Raw genomic sequence first — 24008 nt, 5'->3', positions numbered from 1 at the left:
AAGGCATCCAGTTGATAACTAAGGTATAGCAACTGAATCGAGAATCACCCGCACCGTTTGGCGCTTCGCTGCGGGCTACACAGGCTTAGCGCATCCGGTTGAGCACCTGCAGCATCGCGGCTGTCTGCGCATCCGGCATGCCGTCGAAGCGCTGCGGGCGGAAGCGCATCTGGAAGGCAGCGATCACATGGCGTGTAGCGACATCCAGCACGCCGGTCTGTTCGACTTGATAGCCAAAACGTGCCAGTTCCTGCTGGTACCAGCCAACGCTTGGCGGGTTGACACTGAAGTAGGCCTGCTGCCGTGCAACCGCGTTGGCATCCGGCCAGATACCCAGCCCGGCGTCGGCCAGGCGCTTCCACGGGAACAATGGCCCTGGGTCCAGCTTGCGCAGCGGGGCGATGTCGCTGTGGCCGATGATATGCCGGGGTTCGATGTTATTGCGTTTGACGATGTCCTTGAGCAGCGCGATCAACGACTGGACCTGCGCCTCGCTGTAAGGGTGCCAGACACGGCCGTTCGGGGTGTCGGTGAAGCCCGGGTTGACGATCTCGATACCGATGGACGAGGAATTCAGCCAGGTGCGCCCCTGCCACTGGCTATCACCTGCATGCCAGGCGCGACGGTTTTCATCCACCAGTTGATACACCGTCGCCGGGCCATCGCCGATCAAGTAATGGCTGCTGACCTCACCGTGGGTAAGCAACGCCAGAGAACGCTCCAGCGAAGCATTGGTGTAGTGCAGGACAACGAACTGGATGCGGTTGTCCTGATTGGCTGAAGGGTGGCTGCGGTCGATGCGCAGGCCCGTCGAGCAACCGGCGACAGACAACAACAAAAAGGAAATCAGGGTTTTTTTAAGCGTGGAAAGCACGTCAGTGGCCTCAGCGTATGAGCGCTACAGTATAACGTGCTCCCCACAGCTGCGCCTGCCGTGGATCGACGTGACTGGCTAACCTTGTTCGACGCGATTGCGCCCATGCTCCTTGGCCCGGTACAACGCGGCATCGGCGCGCTTGAGCACTTGGTCGCTGCGCTCCCCAGGACGGAATGCGCCCAGACCGATGGAGGTAGTGATCACCACCCGTTCACCCTTGAAGTGAAATGGGCAGGCCTCGACGGTGGCACGCAGCAGCTCGGCCACCTGTGCGGCGGCCGCCGGCGGGGTCTGCGGTAGCAGCAAGACGAACTCTTCGCCGCCAAAACGGGCGATGAAATCACGACCACGCAGGCGCTTGCGCAACTGGTCGGCAACGATCTTGAGGACCTTGTCTCCAGCCAGGTGCCCATAGCTGTCATTGATGCGTTTGAAATGGTCAAGGTCGAGAATCGCCATCGCCAGATGGCCACCGTTTTCTTGCCAGTCGAGCATTTCGCGTTCGACTCGCTCGCTCCAGGCGGCACGGTTGGGCAGGCCAGTGAGCGGGTCGAGCAGGGCTTTCTGGCGCTGCTCCTCCAGATGCTCGCGATAGCCAAGCGCCTCGTGCTCCATGTTCGCCACCCGCTCCGACAGGCCTTGCAGACGGCCAGCCAGCTCTTGCTCACGGCGATCACGCTCATGCTTGTGCTCGTCCATGGTCACCAGCAAGCCTTCCAGGCGGTTTTCCAGGATGTGCTTGAGGCTGTCTACGTCGGCGGCGCCTTGCACGCTGCTCTGCAGGCCATCGACGTGCTCGCGCAGTTGGCTATCCAGCTCGCGGGCCGCACTGCTGTTGTCGGCATGGCCGGCGCTGGCCTCATGCAAGTGGCTCTGGAAACCTTCCAGGCGTTCGTTGAGCTGCTGCAGGTAGGTTTCAAATTCGTGCTGGCCGCTGTCGGTAATCGCCAGCATGAGCACCGCCAGATCATCCAGCACCGGGATCAGCTCATACCAGTTCAAGCCGCGGGCAACCCGCTCGCGCATTTCCAACGCCTGGGCCTTGTGCCGCTCGGGCAGGCTGAGGTCATCGAGCAGGCCGATCAGGGTTTGCTCGATGTGCGCGGCAACCTGGCTGTAAGGCGGCTCCACCGCATAGGGCAGGGCATAGGGGCCGTCTTCACCGAAGGTTTCTTCCAGAGCCTGTAGTGGCTCTGCCTCAGCCAGCGGCTCGCTGGCGGCAGCTTCTGCCACTGGTGCTTCATCCTGTGGCATTTGCGGCAACGAGGCGGGCTGCGTTTCGACCGACTCGATCAGCGCCGGGCCAGAAACCTCCAGCTCAGCCTCGGGTGCGTCAGTCACTTCGGCGCAGGAGGCAGCAGGGCCCGGCAACGGTTGTAGCGCGTCGACGTCATCGGGCGGCAAGAGTGCGATGCTGCCCGCTGCCTGGGGTTGGGCTTCGGCCGCTGGCTGCGCCACCGGCGCATGCTCTGCCTCCGCCAGTGTTTCTTCTTCGCGGCTGCCGAACAAACGCTGCAGAAAACCTGGCCGGGCGTCTTCGCCGGGTTTGCCCAAGGCCGACAGCGCGCGCCCCTGCAGGCCGCTCAACTCGCCCAGCAGCGGCGGCAGCTCGCGTGACTGGGCAACCCCGCCGTCGAGCTTCTTCGCCAGTTTTTTCAATGGCCGCGAGATATCGCTGGGCAGCGGTAAGCCTTGCAGTTGGCCAACCAGTGCGGTCAGCGCATCGCTGACTTGGTTCATGCGGGTTTCGCGACGCTGTTCGGAGTCCAACACCGCTTTTTCAAGGCGCGGAATCAACCCGGCAAGGCCGGCGTCCATATTGTCGCTGCGGATGACATCGCGCATTTCCTTCATGCACTCATCGACGATCTTGTCACTGCCTTCGGCAGCCAGGGTGCTACGCACCAGGCCGCGACGCAGCAAGTCAAGACGGGCATCCCAACGGCGTTCGAGCCTTTCTTGCTGCTCGATGCTTTTCAGGTATTTTTCTTTCCAGCGCTCTGCGTCTTCAGTCATGCCCAGGTCCGCAAACGGTGATGGCAATTAGCTCAAAACCGGCAGCGTATCCACAGTCAATGCATCAGGCAATCGAATCTCGACAGCAACGGGAAGGTGGTCGGAAATTGGCTGCGCCAGCACCTCGACCCGCTCCAAAGTGAGGCTTGGGCTGAGCAGGATATGGTCCAGGCAACGTTGCGGTCGCCAGCTGGGGAAAGTGGCTTCGACTTGCGGGGCAACCAGGCCAAGGTCGCGCAACGGCGAATGCTCCAGCAGGTCGGTGGCATGGGTGTTCATGTCGCCCATCAGTACCTGGTGACGGTAACCGCCAATCAGCTCGCGAATGTAGCCCAGCTGCAGGGCGCGGGTCTTGGCCCCCAATGCCAGGTGCATCATCACCACGATCAGCGCATCTTTGCCCTCGCCAAAACGCACCAGGATCGCACCACGCCCGGCCGGCCCTGGCAACGGGTGGTCTTCGAGCAGTTGCGGTTTCAGGCGGCTGAGCACGCCGTTGCTGTGCTGGGCAAAACGCCCGAGGTTACGGTTGAGCTGCTGGTACCAATAGGGGAAGGCACCCAGATGGGCCAAGTGTTCCACCTGGTTGACGTAGCCCGAGCGCAGGCTACCGCCATCGGCTTCCTGCAGGGCCACCAGGTCGAAGTCACCCAGCAGCTTGCCGATCTTCTGCAGGTTGCCGGCCCGCCCGTTGTGCGGCAGCAAGTGCTGCCAGCTACGGGTCAGGTAATGCCGGTAGCGCTCGGTGCTGATGCCCACCTGGATGTTGAAACTGAGCAGCCGCAGCCGACCATCCTCGGGCAGGCCTGGGGCCTGCAGGTGGTGCTCGTTGACCTGCGGCTGGTGCAGGCCAATGCCACGCGTAGCTCTGAGGCGGGGCATGGGTTACGCCGCTTACTTAGCGGCGCGCTCCTTCTCGATCAGCTGGTCGGCGACGTTCAGCACACCTTCCGGCCCGCCAGCGGTACCCAGGTCGAAGCGATACTTGCCGTTGACCACCATGCTCGGTACGCCGGTAATTTCATACTTCTTCGCCAGTTCCTTGGCCTGGTTGACCTGGCCCTTGATGGCGAACGAATTGAAGGTGGCGAGGAACTTGTCCTTGTCCACGCCCTGAGTGGCGAGGAAGTCGGCCATCTCTTCTGGTTTGGTCAAATGCTTGCGCTGGTTCTGGATGGCATCGAACACCGCCGCGTGCACCTTGTGCTCGACGCCCATGGCTTCGAGGGTGAGGAACATCTGGCCGTGTGCATCCCACGGGCCACCGAACATGGCCGGTACGCGTTTGAAGTTGACGTCCTTGGGCAGCTTGTCGACCCACGGGTTGATGACCGGCTCGAAGTGGTAGCAGTGAGGGCAGCCGTACCAGAACAGCTCGACCACTTCGATCTTGCCAGGCACGGAAACCTGAACAGGGTTGCTCAGCTCGATGTATTCCTTGCCGGCAACAGGCTCCGCGGCCTGGACGGCAGTCATACCGAATACGCTGGCGGCGACCAGCGCAGCGCTGAGAATCAGTTTACGCATGCTTTACTCCTGAGCAGTCATGGGTCGCCACGACGCGACCTGCACTGAGACAGGCCGGGAAGGGCCGAGTTCTGTAGTGTAACGGCTGCGGACTGAAAAAAGGGCGGCCCGGCCGCCCTTTCATCATTGGCCTACAACATTAACTGAAAGTTAATGCAGGCCCTGGATATAGCTGGCCAACGCCTCGATGTCGTGGTTGCTCAGCTTGCCGGCAATGGTGCGCATGGTCATGGCATCGCCATCGTTGGTGCGGTTGCCTTCGCGGAAGTCCGTGAGCTGCTTGGTCACGTACTGAGAGTGCTGGCCACCCAGGTGCGGGAAGCCGGCCAAAGCGATGCCTGCGCCGTTGGGCGAGTGGCAGCCGGTGCAGGCAGGCATGCCTTTCTCCAGGTCGCCGCCATTGAACAGCGAACGGCCGCGCTCGACCAGCTTGGGATCGGCAGCGCCCACGCTACCTTTCTGGCTGGAGAAGTAGGCGGCGATGTCGGCCAGGTCCTGGTCGCTGAAGGCGGTCAGCATGCCGGTCATCTCCAACACGGTACGCTTGCCCGACTTGATATCGTGCAGTTGTTTTTCGAGGTAGCGCTGGCCTTGGCCGGCCAGTTTCGGGAAGTTCGGTGCCAGGCTGTTGCCGTCGGGGTTGTGGCAGGCGCCACAGACGGCAGTCTTGGCCTGGCCAGCGGCGGCATCGCCTTTGATAGGTTGCGCAGCAGTGGCCGCACCTGCGACACCCAGGGTCAACAGCAGACTCACGACTAGTTTGTTCATCAGCTAATCCAACACGGCTAAGGGTGAAATGTTATGTATCGGGACTGCCGCTCATCCAAAGGATGACCAAACGGTAGTCCTCGGCACTGCAGTCCATGCACAATCCACGCGGCGGCATAGCCTTGAAACCCTGGGTCACGTGCTTCACCAGTACCTCCATGCCTTGCGCCAGCCTTGGCTCCCAAGCCGCCCGGTCACCCTGTCTGGGTGCCTGTGGCAACTGCCCGGTGTGACAGGCCGCACACGTGCGGTTGTACAACACCTCGGGATCCTGTGTAGCCTGTGCGCTGAAAACCGGCAGGAACATACCGACAGCAAGCAGCCATTTCGCCATGCGGAACGACCTTCAGGGTTGGGGGCCGCGCTGCGTTCTGTTGCGCGAGCTATTGTTCGACACCCCATGCCCGTTCTCCTTCGCTGGGAGAATGAGCACACAAAAACTGGGGCATTATATACTTCCGCCATCCAAACGGAAACGACACCGCTTGCCAGGCTCGGGCCTACAGAGTCAGGCAACACCCACATCGGATATCCCATGCAAGTCAAGAACCCCATCCTCGGCCTCTGCCAGAAAGCCACATTCGCCCTTAGCGCAGCCAAGGTCGAACAATGCCCGGACGACCAGGGTTACGAGGTGGCTTTTGCCGGCCGTTCAAACGCCGGCAAATCCAGCGCCCTCAACACCCTGACTCATGCCAGCCTGGCGCGTACCTCGAAAACTCCAGGGCGCACCCAGCTGTTGAATTTCTTCAGTCTGGACGATGAACGGCGTTTGGTCGACCTGCCGGGCTACGGTTATGCAAAAGTCCCGATTCCGCTCAAGCAGCACTGGCAAAAACACCTGGAAGCCTACCTGGGCAGCCGGGAGTGCCTGCGTGGCGTGATCCTGATGATGGACGTGCGCCACCCGATGACCGACTTCGACAAGATGATGCTCGACTGGGCCAAGGCCAGCGGCATGCCGATGCACATCCTGCTGACCAAGGCCGACAAGCTGACCCACGGCGCGGGCAAGAACACCTTGCTCAAGGTGCAGTCGGAAATCCGCAAGGGCTGGGGCGATGGCGTGACCATCCAGCTGTTCTCGGCACCCAAGCGCCTGGGCGTGGAAGACGCCTACCGGGTGCTGGCGGGCTGGATGGAGCTGGAAGACAAGCCAGTCGCCTGAAGCTGCACTGCCCCGCTCTTGTGGGAGCGGGGCACCTTGGTGGCAAATTCCGGGCAAAAAAAACCCCGGACTTCGTATGGGGAGGGGGAAGTTCGGGGTCCAAGTCCGGACCGCTAGGGCGGGGTCCAGATATCTGCCAACACTTAACACAACATAGGAGCATCGAAGGGCTTCACCAGCCATTCAGTTACTCTGAGTTCCGCTTCACCGGTTTAGTTCCGAAGCCCTGAAAACTATTTGCGATAGTTTCATGAAACTTCAGCACCAATGGCACTGAGCGGTGCCAGGATCCGCGTCGCTACGTCGCAGATCCTACACAGCTTTCCCTGCTCAATCAGTGAGCTTCGTCCCAATTCGCACCAATTCCTGCCTCCACCAGCAGCGGTACATCCAACTGCGCTGCCTGGCTCATGTGCTGGCGAATTTCATCTTTCACCTGCTGAACCAGGTCCTCGCGTACCTCGAGTACCAGTTCGTCGTGTACCTGCAGGATCACTCGGGCATCCAGCCCGCTCTCGCTCAGCCAGTTATCCACATTGACCATGGCCCGCTTGATGATGTCGGCCGCGGTGCCCTGCATCGGCGCGTTGATCGCCGTACGCTCGGCGCCTTTGCGCAGGGCGGGGTTCTTGGCGTTGATGTCCGGCAGGTACAGACGACGGCCGAACAGGGTTTCGACAAAACCTTGCTCGGCCGCCTGAGCGCGGGTGCGTTCCATGTAGGCCAGCACGCCTGGGTAGCGGGCGAAGTAGCGGTCGATGTAATCCTGCGACTGCTTGCGGTCGACGCCGATCTGCTTGGCCAAACCAAAGGCGCTCATGCCGTAGATCAGGCCGAAGTTGATGGCCTTGGCCTTGCGACGTTGGTCGGTGGTGACGTCTTGCAAGGCCACACCGAACACTTCCGCCGCCGTGGCGCGGTGCACGTCGAGGTCGTTGCGGAAAGCGTGCAGCAAGCCTTCGTCCTTGGCCAGGTGGGCCATGATGCGCAACTCGATCTGCGAGTAGTCCGCCGCCAGCAGTTTGTATCCTGGGCTGGCGATGAACGCCTGGCGGATGCGCCGGCCTTCGGCGGTACGGATCGGGATGTTCTGCAGGTTAGGGTCGCTCGACGACAGCCGGCCAGTGGCCGCCACAGCCTGCTGGTAGGAGGTGTGGATACGCCCGGTGCGGGGGTTGATCTGGCCCGGCAGCTTGTCTGTGTAGGTGCTTTTGAGCTTGCTCAGGCTGCGGTACTGCATCAGTACCTCAGGCAGTGGGTAACCGAGCAAGGCCAGCTCATCGAGCACCGCTTCGGCGGTGGAGGGCTGGCCCTTGGCGGTCTTGCTCAGCACCGGCATGCCAAGCTTGTCGTAAAGGATCGCGCCCAACTGCTTGGGCGAGCCGAGGTTGAATTCCTCGCCGGCCAGCTCGTAGGCACGTTGCTCCAGTTCGCCCATCTTCACGCCCAGTTCGCCGCTTTGGACGTGCAACAGCGCGGCATCGACCAGCGCGCCCTGGCGCTCGATCTTGGCCAGCACTGGCACCAGCGGCATCTCGATGTCCATCAGCACCGGCTGCACGCTTGGCGTCTGTGCCAGGCGTGCCTGCAGCGCCTGGTGCAGGCGCAGGGTGATGTCGGCGTCTTCGGCCGCGTAGGGGCCGGCCTTGTCCAGGTTGATCTGGTTGAAAGTGAGCTGCTTGGCGCCCTTGCCGGCGATATCCTCGAAGGCGATGGTGGTGTGGTCGAGGTACTTCTGCGCCAGGCTGTCCATGTCATGACGGGTGGCGGTGGAGTTCAGCACATACGACTCGAGCATGGTGTCGTAGGCCACGCCACGCATCTCGATGGCGGGCGAGCCATTGGCGAGGATGTTGATGTCATACTTCGCGTTCTGCCCGACCTTGGCCTTGGCCGGGTCTTCCAGCAGTGGTTTCAGCGCCAGCAGCACGGCGTCGCGGTCCAGTTGGGCTGGCGCGCCTTCGTAATCGTGGGCCAGCGGCACATAAGCCGCCTCATGGGGCGCAACAGCGAAAGACAGGCCAACCAGCTGCGCCTTCTGGGCATCCAGGCCGGTTGTTTCGGTATCGAAGGCGAACAGCGGCGCCTGACGCAGCTTTTCCAGCCAGGCCTCGAAACGGGCCTGGTCAAGAATGGTTTCGTACGTCGGCTCAACCTTGGCCGCCGGCACTTCGACCGGCGCAACCTCATTACCCGCCCTTGCGGCCTCACGCTGCACTTCGGCAACCCAGCTCTTGAACTCCATCTCGGTGTACAGCGCCTGCAACGCTTCGCGATCAGGCTCACCGCACACCAGCGCATCCACTTCGACGTCCAGCGGCACATCGACCTTGATGGTGGCCAGCTCGTAGGACAGGAACGCTGCGTCCCGATGCTCTTCAAGCTTGGCCGGCAAGGTCTTGGCGCCACGAATGGCCAGTGCCGGTACCTTGTCCAGGTTCGCGTACAAATCGCTGAGGCCGCCGCCGATACCGGTCAGCAGGCCCACGGCGGTTTTTTCGCCCACGCCCGGTACGCCGGGAATGTTGTCGACCTTGTCACCCATCAGGGCCAGGAAGTCGATGATATGTTCCGGGCCGACGCCAAATTTCTCGTGCACGCCAGCCACGTCCAGCACGCTTCCGGTCATGGTGTTGACCAAGGTAATGTGCCCGTCCACCAGCTGAGCCATGTCCTTGTCACCGGTCGAAATGATCACCGGGCGACCCTTCGCGGCAGCACTGCGCGCCAGGGTGCCGATGACGTCGTCGGCCTCTACACCCTCGACGCACAGTAACGGATAGCCCAGCGCCTTCACGCTGGCATGCAGCGGCTCGACCTGCACCCGCAGGTCGTCCGGCATGCTGGGGCGGTTGGCCTTGTATTCGGCGAACATGGCATCGCGGAAAGTGCCGCCCTTGGCGTCGAACACCACGGCGAACAGGCTGTCGGGGTATTGCTTGCGCAGGCTCTTGAGCATGTTCAGCACACCCTTCACCGCACCGGTCGGCATGCCCTTGGACGTGGTCAGCGGCGGCAGCGCGTGAAAGGCGCGGTACAGGTAGGAGGAACCGTCCACCAGGACGAGGGGCGCTTGGCTCATGAGCAGAATCAACCTTTTCGACGGGTCCGGCGCTAGAATAGCCAGAATCATTGACGACAAAGGGACTAGGTTATCATGCGTACACTCAATCGCCTGTTACTGCTCGGCCTGTTGGCAACCATGCCTGTCGTTACCCTGGCGGCGGACGACGCCCCCTCGGCCGATCCCGAGGTGACCATTCGCACGGAAGGCGACAAAACCATCCAGGAGTACCGGCAAAACGGCTTCCTGTATGCGATCAAGATCACGCCGAAAAACGGCAAGCCTTATTTTCTGGTACGCGCCGATGGCACTGATGCCAATTTCATTCGATCCGACCAGCCGGACATGCTGATTCCGTCCTGGAAGATCTTCGAGTGGTAATCTGACGCGCACCGTTCACATCAACCCGGCACTTCCCGGCGGAAGTGCCCGTATGGGCATTTTTTCATCATGTCAGTCTTCACCCCCGTGACCCGGCCTGAGCTGGAAACCTTTCTGGCGCCGTACCAGCTGGGCCGTCTGCTCGACTTCCAGGGCATTGCCGCCGGCACCGAAAACAGCAATTTCTTCGTCAGCCTCGAACAGGGGGAGTTCGTCCTGACGCTGATCGAGCGCGGGCCAAGCGAGGACATGCCGTTCTTTATCGAGCTGCTCGATACCCTGCACGCCGCCGACATGCCGGTGCCCTATGCCATTCGTGACCGCGACGGCAACGGCCTGCGCGAGCTGTGCGGCAAGCCTGCGCTGCTGCAGCCAAGGCTGTCGGGCAAGCACATCAAGGCACCGAACAACCAGCACTGCGCCCAGGTCGGCGAGTTGCTGGCGCACATTCACCTGGCCACCCGCGCGCACATCATCGAGCGCAAGACCGACCGTGGCCTGGACTGGATGCTGGCCTCGGGTGCCGAACTGTTGCCACGCCTGACCGCCGAGCAAGCCAAGCTGCTGCAACCGGCACTGGACGAAATCACCGCGCACAAAGCGCAGATCCTGGCCTTGCCACGGGCCAACCTGCATGCCGACCTGTTCCGCGACAACGTGATGTTCGAAGGCACCCACCTGACCGGGGTGATCGACTTCTACAACGCCTGTTCCGGGCCGATGCTGTATGACATCGCCATTACCGTGAACGACTGGTGCCTGGACGAGCAGGGTGCGGTGGATGTGCCGCGTGCACAGGCGCTGCTGGCTGCCTATGCGGCGCTGCGGCCATTCACGGCTGCCGAGGCCGAGCTGTGGCCGGAAATGCTGCGGGTAGGCTGCGTGCGGTTCTGGCTGTCGCGCCTGATTGCAGCGGAGTCGTTTGCCGGAATGGATGTGATGATCCATGACCCGAGCGAGTTCGAAGTGCGTCTGGCGCAGCGCCAGCAGGTGGCTTTGCACCTGCCATTCGCCCTCTAGTTCCTCTTCTGCTTCTTCGCGAGCAAGCTCGCTCCTACAAGTCAGCGGTGTCCCTGTAGGAGCGAGCTTGCTCGCGAAAAGGCCGGCACAGGCTCACAGCTGTTCCAGGCACCCAGCCAGGTCACCGCCCAGCTTCTCCAGCAAACGCTCATACCCTTTGCCATCCACCGGGTCTGTTCCGCCCAGCGCATCCAGCTCAGCCAAGCGCACCGGCAGCCCGGCGGTCAAGGTCTCGGCCAAGCGCGGTCGCAGTGGCGGCTCGCTGAACACACAGGTCTTGCCCACTTCCTGCAGGCGCTTGCGCATGGCCGCCACATGCTGCGCCCCAGGCTGCACCTCGGACGCCACGCTGAATACGCCGGTGTGCTTCAAACCATATTCAGCCTCGAAGTAATCGAACGCTTCGTGGAACACGAAATAAGGTTTGCCGGCAATACCGTCCACCCGCGTCTTGATACGCGCATCCAGTGCATCCAGACGCTCGTCGAAGGCCTTCAGGTTGCTCTGGTAGCGAGCCGCATTGGCCGGGTCGACCTGGGCCAGATCAGCCGCCATTTTTGCCGCGATTACCCGCGCATTGACCGACGATAGCCACAAGTGCGCATCCAGGCTGCCCGGCCGGTGATCATGGTCATGGTCGTCGTGGCTTTCTTCCTCATGGGAGTGGCTGTCCTCGCCAAAGTGACGCAGCTTCATGCCCGTCAGCGACTGCACGGCCACGGTGGCCTTGCTGCGGCTAGCCAAGACACGCGGCAGGAAGTTCTCCATGTCCGGGCCGATCCAGTACAGCAGGTCGGCATCACCCACCCGCCGTACATCGGACGGGCGCAGCGCGTAGTGGTGCGGCGAAGCGCCTGGTGGCAGCAAGACGTCAGGGCTGCCAATGCCATCCTGCACGGCAGCGGCAATCTGCTGCAGGGGCTTGATACTGGTGAGCACGCGCACATCGGCCTGGGCGGAAAATGCGATGAAAGCGACAAACAGAGCTAGGAATCGGGACACGGTGGATACTCGAGTCGTCAGAAACAGGTAACATAATAACGTCTCCATCCAGAACCGTCGCTGCCCATGTCCATCACGCCGCTGGCCAACCGTCCTCACGATCACTCCCATTGCGTACACAGCGCACTGGCTGAAGCCGACGCCTTGTGCACCCGCCTGGGCCTGCGCCTGACCGCGCTGCGCCGCCGAGTGCTGGAGCTGGTGTGGCAAAGCCACAAGCCACTGGGCGCCTACGACATCCTTGCCGTGCTCAGCGAGCAGGACGGCCGCCGCGCCGCCCCGCCCACGGTGTACCGCGCGCTGGACTTCCTGCTGGAAAACGGCCTGGTGCACCGCATCGCCTCGCTCAACGCCTTCATCGGCTGCAGCCACCCCGAGCATGTGCATCAAGGCCAGTTCCTGATTTGCCGCGCCTGCCATGTGGCCATCGAGCTGGAGCAGAGCAGCATCAGCGATGCCATCATCGACAGCGCCAAAGGCGTGGGCTTCACGGTCGAGACCCAGACCGTGGAAGTGGTCGGGCTGTGCGGCAGCTGCCGGAGCGCGGCATGAGCGATGCCTTGATCCGCCTGGAACAGGTCGGCGTCACTTTTGGCGGCGAGGCAGTACTCGACAGCATCGACCTGTCGGTCGCCCCCGGTCAGATCGTCACCCTGATCGGCCCCAACGGTGCCGGCAAGACCACCCTGGTGCGCGCCGTACTCGGTCTGCTCAAGCCACACCGCGGCAAGGTATGGCGCAAGCCCAAGCTGCGCATTGGCTACATGCCACAAAAGATCCAGGTCGATGCCACGCTGCCGCTGTCGGTGCTGCGCTTCTTGCGCCTGGTGCCCGGCGTAGACCGCGCGGCAGCCTTGTCCGCGCTGCAGGAAGTGGGCGCCGAGCAGGTCATCGACAGCCCGATCCAGACCATTTCCGGCGGCGAGATGCAACGCGTACTGCTGGCCCGCGCCCTGTTGCGCGAGCCCCAGTTGCTGGTGCTCGACGAACCGGTACAAGGTGTGGACGTGGTCGGCCAGACCGAGCTGTACAACCTCATCACCCGCCTGCGCGACCGCCACGGCTGCGGCGTGCTGATGGTGTCCCACGACCTGCACCTGGTGATGAGCGCCACCGACCAGGTGGTGTGCCTGAACCGCCACGTATGCTGCTCGGGCCACCCCGAGCAAGTCAGCGGCGACCCAGCGTTCGTCGAGCTGTTTGGCCAGACCGCACCTAGCCTGGCCATCTACCACCACCATCACGACCACAGCCACGACCTGCACGGCTCGGTGGTCGCCCCTGGCACCCATGTTCACGGAGAGCACTGCAAGCATGGCTGATTTTCTTCTCTACGCCCTGCTTGCCGGTTTGTCCCTGGCGCTGGTCGCCGGCCCGCTGGGCTCCTTCGTGGTGTGGCGGCGCATGGCCTACTTTGGCGACACCTTGTCCCATGCCGCCTTGCTCGGTGTTGCCTTGGGCTTCGCCCTGGACGTCAGCCCAGCGCTGGCGGTAACCGTGGGCTGCCTGTTGCTGGCAATCCTGCTGGTGACCTTGCAGCAACGCCAGCCGCTGGCCTCCGACACCCTGCTCGGCATCCTCGCCCCCAGCACCCTGTCGCTGGGCCTGGTGGTACTGAGCTTCATGCACGATGTGCGCATCGACCTGATGGCGTACCTGTTCGGCGACCTGCTGGCCATCAGCACCACCGACCTGGCCTGGATCCTCGGCGGCAGTGCGCTGGTGCTGCTGTTGCTCGCCGTGCTGTGGCGGCCGCTGCTGGCGGTTACCGTGCACGAAGAGCTGGCCATGGTCGAAGGCCTGCCTGTGGCCGGCCTGCGCCTGGCGCTCATGCTGTTGATTGCGGTGGTAATTGCCGTGGCCATGAAGATCGTCGGTGTGCTGCTGATCACCTCGCTGCTGATCATCCCTGCGGCTGCGGCACAGCGTCACGCCCGCTCGCCAGAGCAGATGGCCCTTGGCGCCAGCCTGCTGGGCGTTACCGCTGTGTGCGGTGGCCTGGCCATGTCCTGGTTCAAGGACACCCCCGCCGGCCCGTCGATCGTGGTCTGCGCGGCGGTGCTATTCTTGCTGAGCCTGGCCCTGCCAAAACGCTGAGAAGCAGGGCGTGTGCAGGCACGCCTTGCAACCTTTTGCCGGGTAAAGGGTCTGTAAGACCTGTTTTCGAGCGTGCGCACCTGGGTGTAGACTTGCTCGCTTTTTGCGCAAATAGAGAGTCGCAGGAATGAAGCCGTTCGCCTCCCGTTATCTGCTTGTTGCCGCGTTTTCCCTGTTCCTGGCTGCCTGTTCCAGCGCGCCGGTCGAGCAGGCCACCGCACCTGCCCAAGCCGATGCCTGGCAGCAGTTGCAACAAAATATCGCCAGCAACGAGCTGGCCACCGCCGAAGACCAGCTTGCAGCCCTGCAGGCCCAGTCGCCGGATGACCCACGCTCGGAGCAATACCAGCGCCAGCTGGCCGAAGCCTACCTGCAGCGCAGCCAGATCGTCCTGCAGAAGGGCGATGTGAACGCGGCCGCTACCGCGTTGGCCCGTGCTCGCGCACTGATGCCGCAAGCCCCGGCAGTGACCGGTGGCGATCCCCTGAGCCAGGCACGCAAGGCCGAGCTGGAGAAGGCAGAGGCCGCCTTGAAAGCCGCTGAAGCCAAACCCAAGGCACGTATCATCGACCCGACAGCGCCAAGCACTGTGGTGGCCTTGAAGACCACTGACAGCCGCGCCATGCGCCGTCAGCTCGATGATATTGCCGCCGATGTGGTGAGCTATGACTGCGAGGTGGTGCTCCAGGTGCCGCGCACTGACGACGCACCTTGGCTTAAGACTTTGCTGGAAAAGCGGGTGCGCAAGATCGACAGTGGTTTCGATCTGAAGCAAACCCATGAGATCCAGCGCTCGCTGCCGGCGCAGGTGGTTCTGGTACCGCATCAGCAGTAAAAAGCTTCGCGGGTAAACCCGCTCCCACAGGGATAGCACAGGTTTCGAGGTTGGTGCTGTACCTGTGGGAGCGGGTTTACCCGCGAATAGGACCTATCAGGCCGGCACAGCCTCCGCAGCTGCTTCCCGCTCCCAAACCCGGTGCCCTTCAACCGCTTTGACAAAGGCATCCACGGTCTTCTGGTCATCCCCCAGCAGCAATCCCTTGTCCTCCTTCAGCCCAAGGCCGGACGCCAGCTCCTTGGTCAACACCATCGCCTTCAGGTGCTTGTAGCCCTCCAGCAAGAAGTGCTTGGCCAGCCCGCTGGCCACCAAGGCGTCCGCCGAAGCCTTGCCTCCTGGCACGACAATCCCGTCGAACATGATCGAAGGCATCCCTTCCATCGACGCATCCACCGGCAGCTGCTTACCGTCCGCAGTCTTTACCGGCGCCGATGTCGGCCCTAACAGCATCGGCCGTGTACTGTGTGCTTCCAGCGCCTTCACCAGCTTGTCGACGCTAGCACCGTCCACGCCATCCGCCACCAGCAGCGCAATTTTGCGCCCCTTGATGCCCACGTCACCGGGGTGGCTCATCTGGCTCAACGCCTTGGACTGCGCGAGCTTGCTGCCTTTCACCTTGACCGTTCCCTGCTTGGGCGCAGGCAGCCCCAGGTTGGCCGCCACCGCCGCCGCCAGCTTCAGGTCGATATTGGCCAGAATCTCGTTAACCTCCCGGGCACGGATGGCTTCACGCTCCACCTTGCCCAGCTCGAAACTGTAAGCCTTGATGATGTGCTGCTGCTCGGTCGGGCTCATGCTCTGGAAGAACAGCCGCGCCTGAGAGAAGTGATCGCCGAACGATTCGCTACGCTGGCGGATCTTGTGTGCATCGATCCGCTCCTGATAACTCTCGAAGCCACCGTCCTGTGCAGCAGGGGGTGTTTCCTTCGGCCAGCCGCCGTCGATGGAGTTGGGTTCGTACGAAGCCCGGCCCTTGTCGATGGTCATGCGGTGCATGGCATCGCGCTGGCTGCTGTGGTTCGGCGCCACCGGGCGGTTGATCGGGATTTCATGGAAGTTCGGCCCGCCCAGCCGGCTGATCTGCGTATCGGTGTACGAGAACAATCGCCCCTGCAGCAGGGGGTCGTTGGTAAAGTCGATGCCCGGCACGATATGCCCTGGGCAGAACGCCACCTGCTCGGTTTCGGCGAAGAAGTTGTCCGGGTTGCGGTTGAGCACCATCTTGCCCAGCAGCTTCACCGGCACCAGCTCTTCAGGAATGAGTTTGGTCGGGTCGAGCAGGTCGAAGTCATACTTGTGCTCGTCGGCCTCGGGTACCACCTGCACGCCCAGCTCCCATTCCGGGTAGTCCCCGGTCTCGATGGCTTCCCACAGGTCACGGCGGTGGTAGTCGGTGTCCTTGCCTGCCAGCTTCTGCGCTTCGTCCCACAACACCGAGTGCACGCCCTGACGGGGCTTCCAGTGGAACTTGACGAAACTGGCCACACCCTCGGCGTTGATCAGGCGGAAGGTGTGCACGCCAAAGCCTTCCATCATTCGCAAGCTGCGCGGGATGGCGCGGTCGGACATGGCCCAGATCACCATATGCGCCGACTCCGGCACCAGCGAAACGAAGTCCCAGAACGTGTCGTGGGCAGAGCCGCCGGTGGGCATTTCATTCTGTGGCTCTGGCTTCACCGCATGCACGAAGTCCGGGAACTTGATGGCATCTTGAATGAAAAATACCGGCATGTTGTTGCCAACCAGATCGAAGTTGCCTTCATCGGTGTAGAACTTGACGGCAAAACCGCGCACATCACGCACCGTGTCACCCGAGCCGCGCGGCCCTTGTACGGTGGAAAAGCGCACGAATACCGGGGTGATCTTTTCTGGGTCCTGCAGGAAACCGGCCTTGGTCAGCTCGGCATGGCAGCCATAGCTCTGAAAGTAGCCGTGCGCCCCGGTACCCCGGGCATGGACGATGCGCTCAGGGATGCGCTCATGGTCAAAGTGGGTGATCTTCTCGCGCATGATGAAATCTTCAAGCAACGACGGCCCTCGAACACCCGCCTTGAGGCTGTTCTGGTTATCGGCGATCTTCACCCCTTGGTTGGTGCGCAAGGCCTGGCCCGTGGCATCGCTGCGGAAGGCCTCCAGGCTCTGCAGCTTGGCGTTGGTGTTGGCCCGATCAGGGGTCTGGGTGCCGGCGGCCTCGCTGTGCTTGGGCGCGTCCGTTTTCTTGCTGGGCATGGTCGGCTCTCCTCGTCAGTCTTCAGGCGTGCCCGTTTCGGGCTTGTTCAAGTAGTGACTGGGAGGCATTGCCGAGCGTTCAATCAGGATTACCGGTTGTCGCGATATGCCCGATGGATTGGTGCATTACGAAATAAATGCTAAGAACAGCTATGGGAAAAGGCTAAAATGCGCGACCCCAGCTAACCGCTGATTCAAATTTCAATGCGCCCCACAAGGTTCGCTACGTGATCGAGTTCCAACAGGTACATAAAACCTACCGCGTTGCCGGTAGGGAAATCCCCGCACTGAATCCGACCAGCCTGACCATCGAAGATGGCCAGGTGTTCGGCCTGATCGGCCATTCCGGCGCCGGCAAAAGCACCATGCTGCGCCTGATCAACCGTCTGGAAGAACCTTCCGGTGGCAAGATCATCGTCGACGGCGAAGACGTCACCGCGTTCAACGCCAGCCAGCTGCGCGGCTTCCGCCAGCAGGTCGGGATGATTTTCCAGCACTTCAACCTGCTGGCCTCCAAGACCGTCGCCGACAACGTCGCCCTGCCATTGACCCTGGCCGGCGAGCTGTCGCGCAGCGAGATCGACACGCGCGTCACCGAGTTGCTGGCCCGCGTGGGCCTGTCAGACCACGCCAAGAAGTACCCGGCGCAGCTGTCCGGCGGCCAGAAGCAGCGCGTCGGTATCGCCCGCGCCCTGTCCACCAACCCAAAGATCCTGCTGTGCGACGAGGCCACCAGTGCCCTCGACCCGCAAACCACGGCCTCGGTCCTGCAACTTCTGGCCGAAATCAACCGTGAGCTGAAGCTGACCATCGTGCTGATCACCCACGAGATGGACGTGATCCGCCGGGTCTGCGACCGCGTGGCGGTGATGGACGCCGGCCAGATTGTCGAGCAAGGCTCGGTGGCCGAGGTGTTCCTGCACCCGCAGCACCCCACCACCAAGCGCTTCGTCCAAGAAGACGAGCAGGTCGACGAAGGCGAGCAGCGCGACGACTTTGCCCACGTACCGGGCCGCATCGTGCGCCTGACCTTCCAAGGCGACGCTACCTACGCGCCGTTGCTGGGCACCGTGGCCCGCGAAACCGGTGTGGACTACAGCATCCTCGCCGGGCGTATCGACCGCATCAAGGATGTCCCCTATGGCCAGCTCACCCTCGCCCTGATCGGCGGAGACATGGAAGCGGCGTTTGCCCGCTTCAAGGCAGCTGACGTACATATGGAGGTACTGCGTTGATGGACGCCCTGAATTTCTTCGCCAACGTCGACTGGGCCGAAATCTGGCTGGCCACCATCGACACCATGATCATGCTGTTCGGCTCGCTGTTCTTCACCGTGCTGCTGGGCCTGCCGCTGGGTGTGCTGCTGTTCCTCTGCGGGCCGAAGCAGATGTTCGAACAGAAGGGCGTGTACGCGCTGCTGTCGCTGGTGGTCAACATCCTGCGCTCGCTGCCGTTCATCATCCTGCTGATCGTGATGATCCCATTCACCGTGCTGATCACCGGCACCTCGCTGGGCGTTGCCGGCGCCATCCCACCACTGGTAGTGGGTGCCACGCCGTTCTTTGCCCGCCTGGTTGAAACCGCTCTGCGTGAAGTGGACCGCGGCATCATCGAAGCCACCCAGTCGATGGGCGCCACCACCCGCCAGATCATCACCAGCGCACTGCTGCCGGAGGCCCGCCCGGGTATCTTCGCAGCCATTACCGTCACCGCCATCACCCTGGTTTCGTACACCGCCATGGCCGGTGTGGTGGGTGCGGGCGGCCTGGGCGATCTGGCTATCCGCTTCGGTTACCAGCGTTTCCAGACCGATGTGATGGTAGTGACCGTGGTTCTGCTGCTGGTACTGGTTCAAGTCCTGCAAAGCGTGGGCGACAAACTGGTCGTACATTTTTCCCGTAAGTAACCCCAATAGGGTCGGCCCGGCCGACCCGTTCGGGGGCCGTCGCGGCCCTCACAAGGAGTGATCAATGAAGAAGCTGCTTGCTGTCGCTGCCGCTGTCGCGGCCTTCTCGGCCCACGCCGATACCCTGACCGTTGCCGCCACCCCGGTGCCGCACGCCGAGATCCTCAACTTCGTCAAACCGCAGTTGGCCAAAGAAGGCGTGGAGCTGAAGGTCAAGGAATTCACCGATTACATTCAGCCGAACGTGCAGGTGGCCGAAAAGCGCCTGGACGCCAACTTCTTCCAGCACCAGCCATACCTGGATGAGTTCAACAAGGCCAAGGGCACCAACCTGGTGAGCGTGGCGGGCGTGCACATCGAGCCGCTGGGCGTGTATTCGACCAAGATCAAGAAGCTGGACGAGCTGTCCTCCGGCGCTACCGTGGTCATCCCCAACGACGCCACCAACGGCGGCCGCGCCTTGCTGCTGCTGGACAAGGCCGGTGTGATCAAGCTCAAGGACAACAAGAACATCCTGTCCACCGTGAAGGATGTTGCCGAGAACCCGAAAAGCATCAAGTTCCGTGAGCTGGAAGCGGCCACCATCCCGCGTGTGCTGACCCAGGTCGATGCCGCCCTGATCAACACCAACTACGCGCTGGAAGCCAAGCTGAACCCGGAAAAAGACGCGCTGGCCATCGAAGGCAGCGACTCGCCTTACGTGAACATCCTGGTTGCCCGCCCGGACAACAAGGACTCGGAAGACATGAAGAAACTGGCAGCTGCACTGCACTCGCCAGAGGTGAAGCAATTCATCATCGAGAAGTACAAGGGCGCTGTGGTTCCAGCGTTCTGATCCGACACCCCTGGGGCCGCTTTGCGGCCCTTTCGCGACACAAGGCCGCTCCTACAAGAGACCGCGTACCCCTGTAGGAGCGGCCTTGTGTCGCGATAGGCCTGCGCAGCAGGCCCATCAATCTCAATCCCGCTTCACAAGCCCAGGCAACTGCGCCACCAGCTTCTGGTTGTTGAACGGCGCACGAATAAACCCGCGCTGACGCCCATCCGGCCCCACAACCGCCAGGTTGCCGCTGTGGTCCACGGTGTACCCCGGCTTGCTGGTATCCGCCGGTATGAACGGAATGCTCAAGGCATTGGCCAGCTTCTGGGTGTCTTCGATCGACCCCGCCACACCGACAAAGTCCTTGTCGAAATAGCCCAGGTACTGCTTCAGCTGGTTCGGCGTGTCGCGGTTCGGGTCCACACTCACCAGCACCACCTGCAGCCGGTCGACGGCTTCCTTGGGCAACTCGCTCTTCACCTGGCGCAACTGGGCCAGGGTGGTCGGGCAGATGTCCGGGCAGTAGGTGTAACCAAAGAACAGCAGCGACCATTTGCCCTTCAGGTCATCCAGCCGCACGGGCTGGCCGTCCTGGTTGGTCATGGTCACGTCGGCCACAGTGCGGCTCTGCGGCAGCAGGATGATGCCGGCGTCGATCAGCTCGGTGGGGTTGGGCTGGTCGCGACCATTGAGCACCTTGTTGACGGTCAGGCCCAGGATCAACGCGACCAGGGCAACGAGGATGAAGACGGTTTTCTGGGTTCGGGTCATAGGTTCAGCAACAGGTAGTGGTCAAGGAGCAACGCGATGAACAGCGCGAACAAGTAGGCGATAGAATACTTGAAGGTGCCGATTGCCGCGTGCGGCCGGCTGCCACGGTACAACACCCAGCCCCATTGCAGGAAGCGCAGGCCCAAGACCAGGGCACAGGCCAGGTACAGCGGGCCGCTCATGTGGATGGCATACGGCAGCAGGCTTACCGCCAGCAGAATCAGCGTGTACAGCAAGATATGCAGCTTGGTGTAGCGCTCACCATGGGTCACCGGCAACATCGGGATATCGGCCTTGGCGTACTCCTCCTTGCGGTGGATGGCCAGCGCCCAGAAGTGCGGCGGGGTCCAGGCGAAGATGATCAGCACCAGCAGCAAGGGCTCAGCGCTGACATGGCCGCTTACCGCCACCCAACCAAGCAACGGCGGGGCGGCGCCGGCCAGGCCGCCGATGACGATGTTCTGTGGCGTGGCGCGCTTGAGAAAGCCGGTGTAGAGCACCGCATAGCCCAGTAGCGAGGCCAGGGTAAGCCAGGCCGTGAGGGCGTTGGTGAACGCCAGCAGCAGAGCCATGCCCAGCAGCGCCAGTGCCAGGGCGAACAGCAATGCCGGCAGCGGCTCGACCCGACCCTGGGCCAGCGGTCGCTTGTGGGTACGTGCCATCAGTGCATCGATGCGTCGGTCCACCACATGGTTGACCACCGCAGCGCCACCCGCGCACAAGCCGATCCCCAGGTTGCCGAACAGCAACACGCTCCAGCTCACACCCGCGCGGGTGGCCAGGAACATGCCTGCCAGCGAGGTGATCAGCATCAGCACCACCACCTTGGGCTTGGTCAGCTCCAGGTAATCGCGCCAGCTGGCCCGCCTTGCGCTCAGAAGCGTCGCCACGAATCGTTCCTCATGTGATGGGATATGCCCACGCCAGCCACAGGCCGCAGGCGCCAGCCATTGCCGACCCCCACGCGAACCCTGTCGACCACGCGAATGCGGTAATTCACCAGCACCATGCTCAGCAGCAGCATCGCGCCGCCGGCATTGTGCGCAACAGCCACCGCCAGTGGCAGGTGGAACACCACGTTGCTGATACCCAGGCCCACTTGCAGGGTCAGCGCCAGCAGCACCACCCGTGCCAGGCCGGGCAAGCCGCAGCGGTGCAACTTCCAGCTAAGCATCAGCAGCACGCAGGTCACCAGCAACGCGCCCAGCCGGTGGCTGATGTGGATGGCGGTGCGGGCATCACTGTCCAGTTGCCCGCCAAGGTAGTTTGGACCGACGTGCTGGGTCAGGTGGAAGCCATTGCTGAAGTCCGCCGCCGGCCACCATTGGCCATGGCAGGTCGGCAGGTCGATGCAGGCGACGGCTGCGTAGTTGGCACTCACCCAGCCACCCAGAGCAATCTGGCCGATCACCACCAGCAGGGCCAACGCAGCGAGCCGGCGCAGGCTCAGGGGCAGTTTTGGCAAGGGCGCAAAGGCCCGTGATAGACGCAGTGACAACAGGAACAGCAAACTCAGCGTGGTAAAGCCGCCCAACAAATGCGCCGTGACCACTTGTGGCCACAGCTTCAGGGTGACCGTCCACATGCCGAAGGCGGCCTGGGCCAACACCACACCCAGTAAGAGTACGGGCAGGCGATAGGGCTGGCCATCGCGGGCATGCCGGCGCAGCGCCTGGAAAGCGAGCACGGCGATCACCACGGCAAGAGTCCCGGCAAAGTAGCGGTGAACCATCTCGGCCCAGCCCTTGGCAGCTTCCACCGGGTGCTCAGGAAAGTGCAGCTCGGCATGGGCCAGTTGCGCTTCACTCTTGGGCACGCTGATGAAGCCATAGCAACCCGGCCAGTCGGGGCAGCCGAGGCCGGCATGGGTCAGCCGGGTATAGGCACCGAGCAGGACAACCAGCAGTGCCAGCAGGGTGGCGAACACAGCAAGGCGAAATCCGGGTCTGGCCATGGCAGGCTCCTAGCCGATATTGGACAGCTTGAGCAGGTGGCGCAGGTCATCCAGCACATGCTTGCCGTTGACCTTGCCGTCGTAGCGCAGCACCAGGTTGCCGTGCGGGTCGACGATCCACAGCTGCGGACCGGGCTCGGCAACCTTCTGCTGGTAACGTTGCACATCCAGCGGGTAGCGCTGCAGCTGCGGGTACTCGCGGCCGAGCAGCGCCTGGTAGTCGGCGCTCAGCGGCTGGGCAGCGGCCAGTGCATGGCTGGCGCGGCTGGCATCGCGGCCCAGGCCGACCTGAATCTGCCGGGCCAGGTACACCAGCCGCTGGCAGTCTTCGGCACAGGCCTTAGGCGCGCTGACCAGCAACTGCCAGCGCTCGTCCTCGCCGGCCACGCCAAGATCGGCACGGCTTTCCCCGTTGCCGATCATCACGCCGTGGTAGCTGCGGCCTTCCGGTACCCAGAAGTTGAGTTTGTACATGCTGGTGGCCAGGATCATCGGCCCGAGCACTACCAGCAGAATCAGCAACAGCTGCAAACGCCCGCGGGCTCGGGGCTTGCTACGTTCAGGCAGGTCCAGTGGAGTGGCGGTGGCCATGGCGTTTCTCCTTGTTTTGGTGCCAGCCGAAATAGAGGTAGAGCAGAACCAGAGCGGTCGCCAGGGCGAACCACTGCACGGCGTAGCCCAGGTGTTTTTCCGGGCCCATGGCCACGACCGGCCAGTCCAGGCGATAGGTCGCCGGGCCGGGCTCCAGGCGCAGTTCGTGGGCGAAGCCTTCGCGGTCGAGCTGCGGCCATAGCTGCGCGGCATCAATGGCGGTAAGCAAATGCGGCCATTGGCCGCCTTCAGGGTCGGGATGCAGCTGGAAGGTGCTGCCGGGCGAGACATACACGGACGCGTCCAGCGCCAAGGCCTGGGACGGGGTTTCGAAATGCACCGGCACCCGGCGGTCCGGCCATGGCAGCCAACCGCGGTTGACCAGCAACCACAGGCCACTGGCCTGGTCATGGAAGGGTTGCAGCAGTTCGACACCGGCCTGGCCGTCACGCATGCGGTTGTCCAGCAGCAGGCTGTGCTTGGCATCGAAGCGGCCATACAAATGCACGCGGCGGAACGCGTTGTCGTCACTGGACGTCAGCTGGGCTGCGGCCAGCGGCGCCTCGACCCGTCGCTCGGCATAGCTGGCCAACAGCCCACGCTTTTCTTCGGCTCGGCCGAGTTGCCAGCAGCCAAGGGCAATCAGCCCCGGCAGCAGCGCAAGCACCACCAGGGTCGGTACCCAGCCTGGGCGAAACGGCCTCACGGGCGCCTCGCTATACTTATCCACATCACCGCATCCCCCCGGAGTAGCGCCATGCTCAAGGCCACGATTGTCCTGATGCTGTTGGCCACGATTGCCAGCTTGTTCAGTGGCCTGGTGTTTCTGGTCAAGGACGATGAAAACTCAACTCGTCTGCTCAAGGCACTGACAGTGCGGGTGACCCTGGCGGCGCTGACCATTGGCCTGGTGGCCTGGGGCTTCATCAGCGGTCAGCTCGTGTCCCACGCCCCCTTCTGAAGTTTTCATCTGCCCCCT

Annotated in this window: 25 protein-coding genes; 11 read left to right on the top strand and 14 right to left on the bottom strand. The window is 62.7% G+C overall.

Features of this window, described 5'->3' with window-relative positions; translation table 11 throughout:
• Positions 1-85: 85 nt before the first annotated feature.
• The 6 genes from APH35_RS13385 to APH35_RS13360 form a co-directional block, all read right to left on the bottom strand.
• On the bottom strand, positions 86-874 hold the full coding sequence (locus tag APH35_RS13385; RefSeq protein WP_012269934.1) for an N-acetylmuramoyl-L-alanine amidase: 789 nt from the start codon (positions 872-874) through the stop codon (positions 86-88).
• Between the two features lie 78 nt (positions 875-952).
• A complete protein-coding gene (locus tag APH35_RS13380; RefSeq protein ID WP_060514960.1) occupies positions 953-2893 on the bottom strand; it encodes a GGDEF domain-containing protein in 1941 nt (646 codons plus the stop codon).
• Positions 2894-2920: 27 nt separating this feature from the next.
• On the bottom strand, positions 2921-3775 hold the full coding sequence (locus tag APH35_RS13375; RefSeq protein WP_012269932.1) for an endonuclease/exonuclease/phosphatase family protein: 855 nt from the start codon (positions 3773-3775) through the stop codon (positions 2921-2923).
• Between the two features lie 12 nt (positions 3776-3787).
• Positions 3788-4420, bottom strand: coding sequence for a thiol:disulfide interchange protein DsbA (dsbA, locus tag APH35_RS13370; protein WP_012269931.1), 633 nt, complete (start codon positions 4418-4420; stop codon positions 3788-3790).
• Between the two features lie 150 nt (positions 4421-4570).
• Complete coding sequence (locus tag APH35_RS13365; protein WP_012269930.1) at positions 4571-5188, bottom strand: c-type cytochrome; 618 nt, start codon at positions 5186-5188, stop codon at positions 4571-4573.
• A gap of 31 nt (positions 5189-5219) precedes the next feature.
• A complete protein-coding gene (locus APH35_RS13360) occupies positions 5220-5522 on the bottom strand; it encodes a c-type cytochrome (protein ID WP_012269929.1) in 303 nt (100 codons plus the stop codon).
• A gap of 201 nt (positions 5523-5723) precedes the next feature.
• Here APH35_RS13360 and yihA point away from each other — a divergent pair, with 201 nt between their 5' ends.
• A complete protein-coding gene (yihA, locus tag APH35_RS13355; protein ID WP_012269928.1) occupies positions 5724-6356 on the top strand; it encodes a ribosome biogenesis GTP-binding protein YihA/YsxC in 633 nt (210 codons plus the stop codon).
• A gap of 334 nt (positions 6357-6690) precedes the next feature.
• On the opposite strand, the gene polA is transcribed toward yihA, so the two are convergent.
• Entirely contained in the window at positions 6691-9438 is a 2748-nt protein-coding gene (polA, locus tag APH35_RS13350; RefSeq protein ID WP_060514959.1) for a DNA polymerase I, read from the bottom strand.
• 75 nt (positions 9439-9513) lie between these two features.
• Here polA and APH35_RS13345 point away from each other — a divergent pair, with 75 nt between their 5' ends.
• Both APH35_RS13345 and APH35_RS13340 read left to right on the top strand, forming a co-directional pair.
• Entirely contained in the window at positions 9514-9801 is a 288-nt protein-coding gene (locus tag APH35_RS13345) for a DUF2782 domain-containing protein (protein WP_010951520.1), read from the top strand.
• Positions 9802-9870: 69 nt separating this feature from the next.
• Positions 9871-10821, top strand: a complete 951-nt coding sequence (locus tag APH35_RS13340; RefSeq protein ID WP_012269926.1) for a homoserine kinase — start codon at positions 9871-9873, stop codon at positions 10819-10821.
• A gap of 93 nt (positions 10822-10914) precedes the next feature.
• Here APH35_RS13340 and APH35_RS13335 read toward each other — a convergent pair whose 3' ends face one another.
• Complete coding sequence (locus APH35_RS13335) at positions 10915-11871, bottom strand: zinc ABC transporter substrate-binding protein (RefSeq protein ID WP_060514958.1); 957 nt, start codon at positions 11869-11871, stop codon at positions 10915-10917.
• Positions 11872-11889: 18 nt separating this feature from the next.
• On the opposite strand from APH35_RS13335, the gene zur reads away from it, so the two are divergent.
• The 4 genes from zur (at position 11890) to APH35_RS13315 (ending at position 14755) form a co-directional block, all read left to right on the top strand.
• Complete coding sequence (gene zur / locus APH35_RS13330; protein WP_012269924.1) at positions 11890-12375, top strand: zinc uptake transcriptional repressor Zur; 486 nt, start codon at positions 11890-11892, stop codon at positions 12373-12375.
• Complete coding sequence (gene znuC, locus APH35_RS13325) at positions 12372-13145, top strand: zinc ABC transporter ATP-binding protein ZnuC (RefSeq protein WP_012269923.1); 774 nt, start codon at positions 12372-12374, stop codon at positions 13143-13145. Before zur ends, znuC begins: the two co-directional genes overlap by 4 nt.
• The gene (gene znuB / locus APH35_RS13320; RefSeq protein ID WP_012269922.1) at positions 13138-13920 is read left to right on the top strand and encodes a zinc ABC transporter permease subunit ZnuB; all 783 of its coding nucleotides are present in this window, start codon (positions 13138-13140) and stop codon (positions 13918-13920) included. Before znuC ends, znuB begins: the two co-directional genes overlap by 8 nt.
• Before the next feature lie 127 nt (positions 13921-14047).
• Entirely contained in the window at positions 14048-14755 is a 708-nt protein-coding gene (locus APH35_RS13315) for a PA5502 family lipoprotein (RefSeq protein ID WP_012269921.1), read from the top strand.
• Positions 14756-14851: 96 nt separating this feature from the next.
• On the opposite strand, the gene katE is transcribed toward APH35_RS13315, so the two are convergent.
• The gene (katE, locus tag APH35_RS13310) at positions 14852-16987 is read right to left on the bottom strand and encodes a catalase HPII (RefSeq protein ID WP_012269920.1); all 2136 of its coding nucleotides are present in this window, start codon (positions 16985-16987) and stop codon (positions 14852-14854) included.
• Between the two features lie 227 nt (positions 16988-17214).
• On the opposite strand from katE, the gene APH35_RS13305 reads away from it, so the two are divergent.
• The 3 genes from APH35_RS13305 to APH35_RS13295 all read left to right on the top strand — a co-directional run bounded on the left by APH35_RS13305 (position 17215) and on the right by APH35_RS13295 (position 19728).
• Positions 17215-18222, top strand: coding sequence for a methionine ABC transporter ATP-binding protein (locus APH35_RS13305; protein ID WP_012269919.1), 1008 nt, complete (start codon positions 17215-17217; stop codon positions 18220-18222).
• A complete protein-coding gene (locus APH35_RS13300; RefSeq protein ID WP_012269918.1) occupies positions 18222-18893 on the top strand; it encodes a methionine ABC transporter permease in 672 nt (223 codons plus the stop codon). Before APH35_RS13305 ends, APH35_RS13300 begins: the two co-directional genes overlap by 1 nt.
• Before the next feature lie 64 nt (positions 18894-18957).
• A complete protein-coding gene (locus APH35_RS13295) occupies positions 18958-19728 on the top strand; it encodes a MetQ/NlpA family ABC transporter substrate-binding protein (RefSeq protein ID WP_012269917.1) in 771 nt (256 codons plus the stop codon).
• A 123-nt stretch (positions 19729-19851) separates the two neighbouring features.
• Here the strand turns inward: APH35_RS13295 and APH35_RS13290 are convergent, their stop codons facing one another.
• The 5 genes from APH35_RS13290 to APH35_RS13270 are packed head-to-tail and all read right to left on the bottom strand — an operon-like array spanning position 19852 to position 23735.
• Entirely contained in the window at positions 19852-20484 is a 633-nt protein-coding gene (locus tag APH35_RS13290) for an SCO family protein (protein ID WP_012269916.1), read from the bottom strand.
• Positions 20481-21374: a heme o synthase gene (cyoE, locus tag APH35_RS13285; protein WP_060494166.1), complete on the bottom strand. Its 894-nt coding sequence runs from the start codon at positions 21372-21374 to the stop codon at positions 20481-20483. Before cyoE ends, APH35_RS13290 begins: the two co-directional genes overlap by 4 nt.
• Positions 21359-22438: a COX15/CtaA family protein gene (locus APH35_RS13280; protein ID WP_060514957.1), complete on the bottom strand. Its 1080-nt coding sequence runs from the start codon at positions 22436-22438 to the stop codon at positions 21359-21361. Before APH35_RS13280 ends, cyoE begins: the two co-directional genes overlap by 16 nt.
• 9 nt (positions 22439-22447) lie before the next feature.
• On the bottom strand, positions 22448-23029 hold the full coding sequence (locus APH35_RS13275; RefSeq protein WP_060514956.1) for a hypothetical protein: 582 nt from the start codon (positions 23027-23029) through the stop codon (positions 22448-22450).
• Positions 22998-23735, bottom strand: a complete 738-nt coding sequence (locus tag APH35_RS13270) for an SURF1 family protein (RefSeq protein WP_060514955.1) — start codon at positions 23733-23735, stop codon at positions 22998-23000. Before APH35_RS13270 ends, APH35_RS13275 begins: the two co-directional genes overlap by 32 nt.
• Before the next feature lie 51 nt (positions 23736-23786).
• On the opposite strand from APH35_RS13270, the gene APH35_RS13265 reads away from it, so the two are divergent.
• Positions 23787-23990, top strand: a complete 204-nt coding sequence (locus APH35_RS13265; RefSeq protein WP_060514954.1) for a twin transmembrane helix small protein — start codon at positions 23787-23789, stop codon at positions 23988-23990.
• Positions 23991-24008 lie beyond the last annotated feature (18 nt).

Source organism: Pseudomonas sp. NBRC 111132 (assembly GCF_001320565.1).
Taxonomy (GTDB): Bacteria; Pseudomonadota; Gammaproteobacteria; order Pseudomonadales; family Pseudomonadaceae; genus Aquipseudomonas; species Aquipseudomonas putida_P.
Note: the sequence above shows the minus strand (reverse complement) of the source record. Positions and strands in the feature narration are given on the sequence as shown.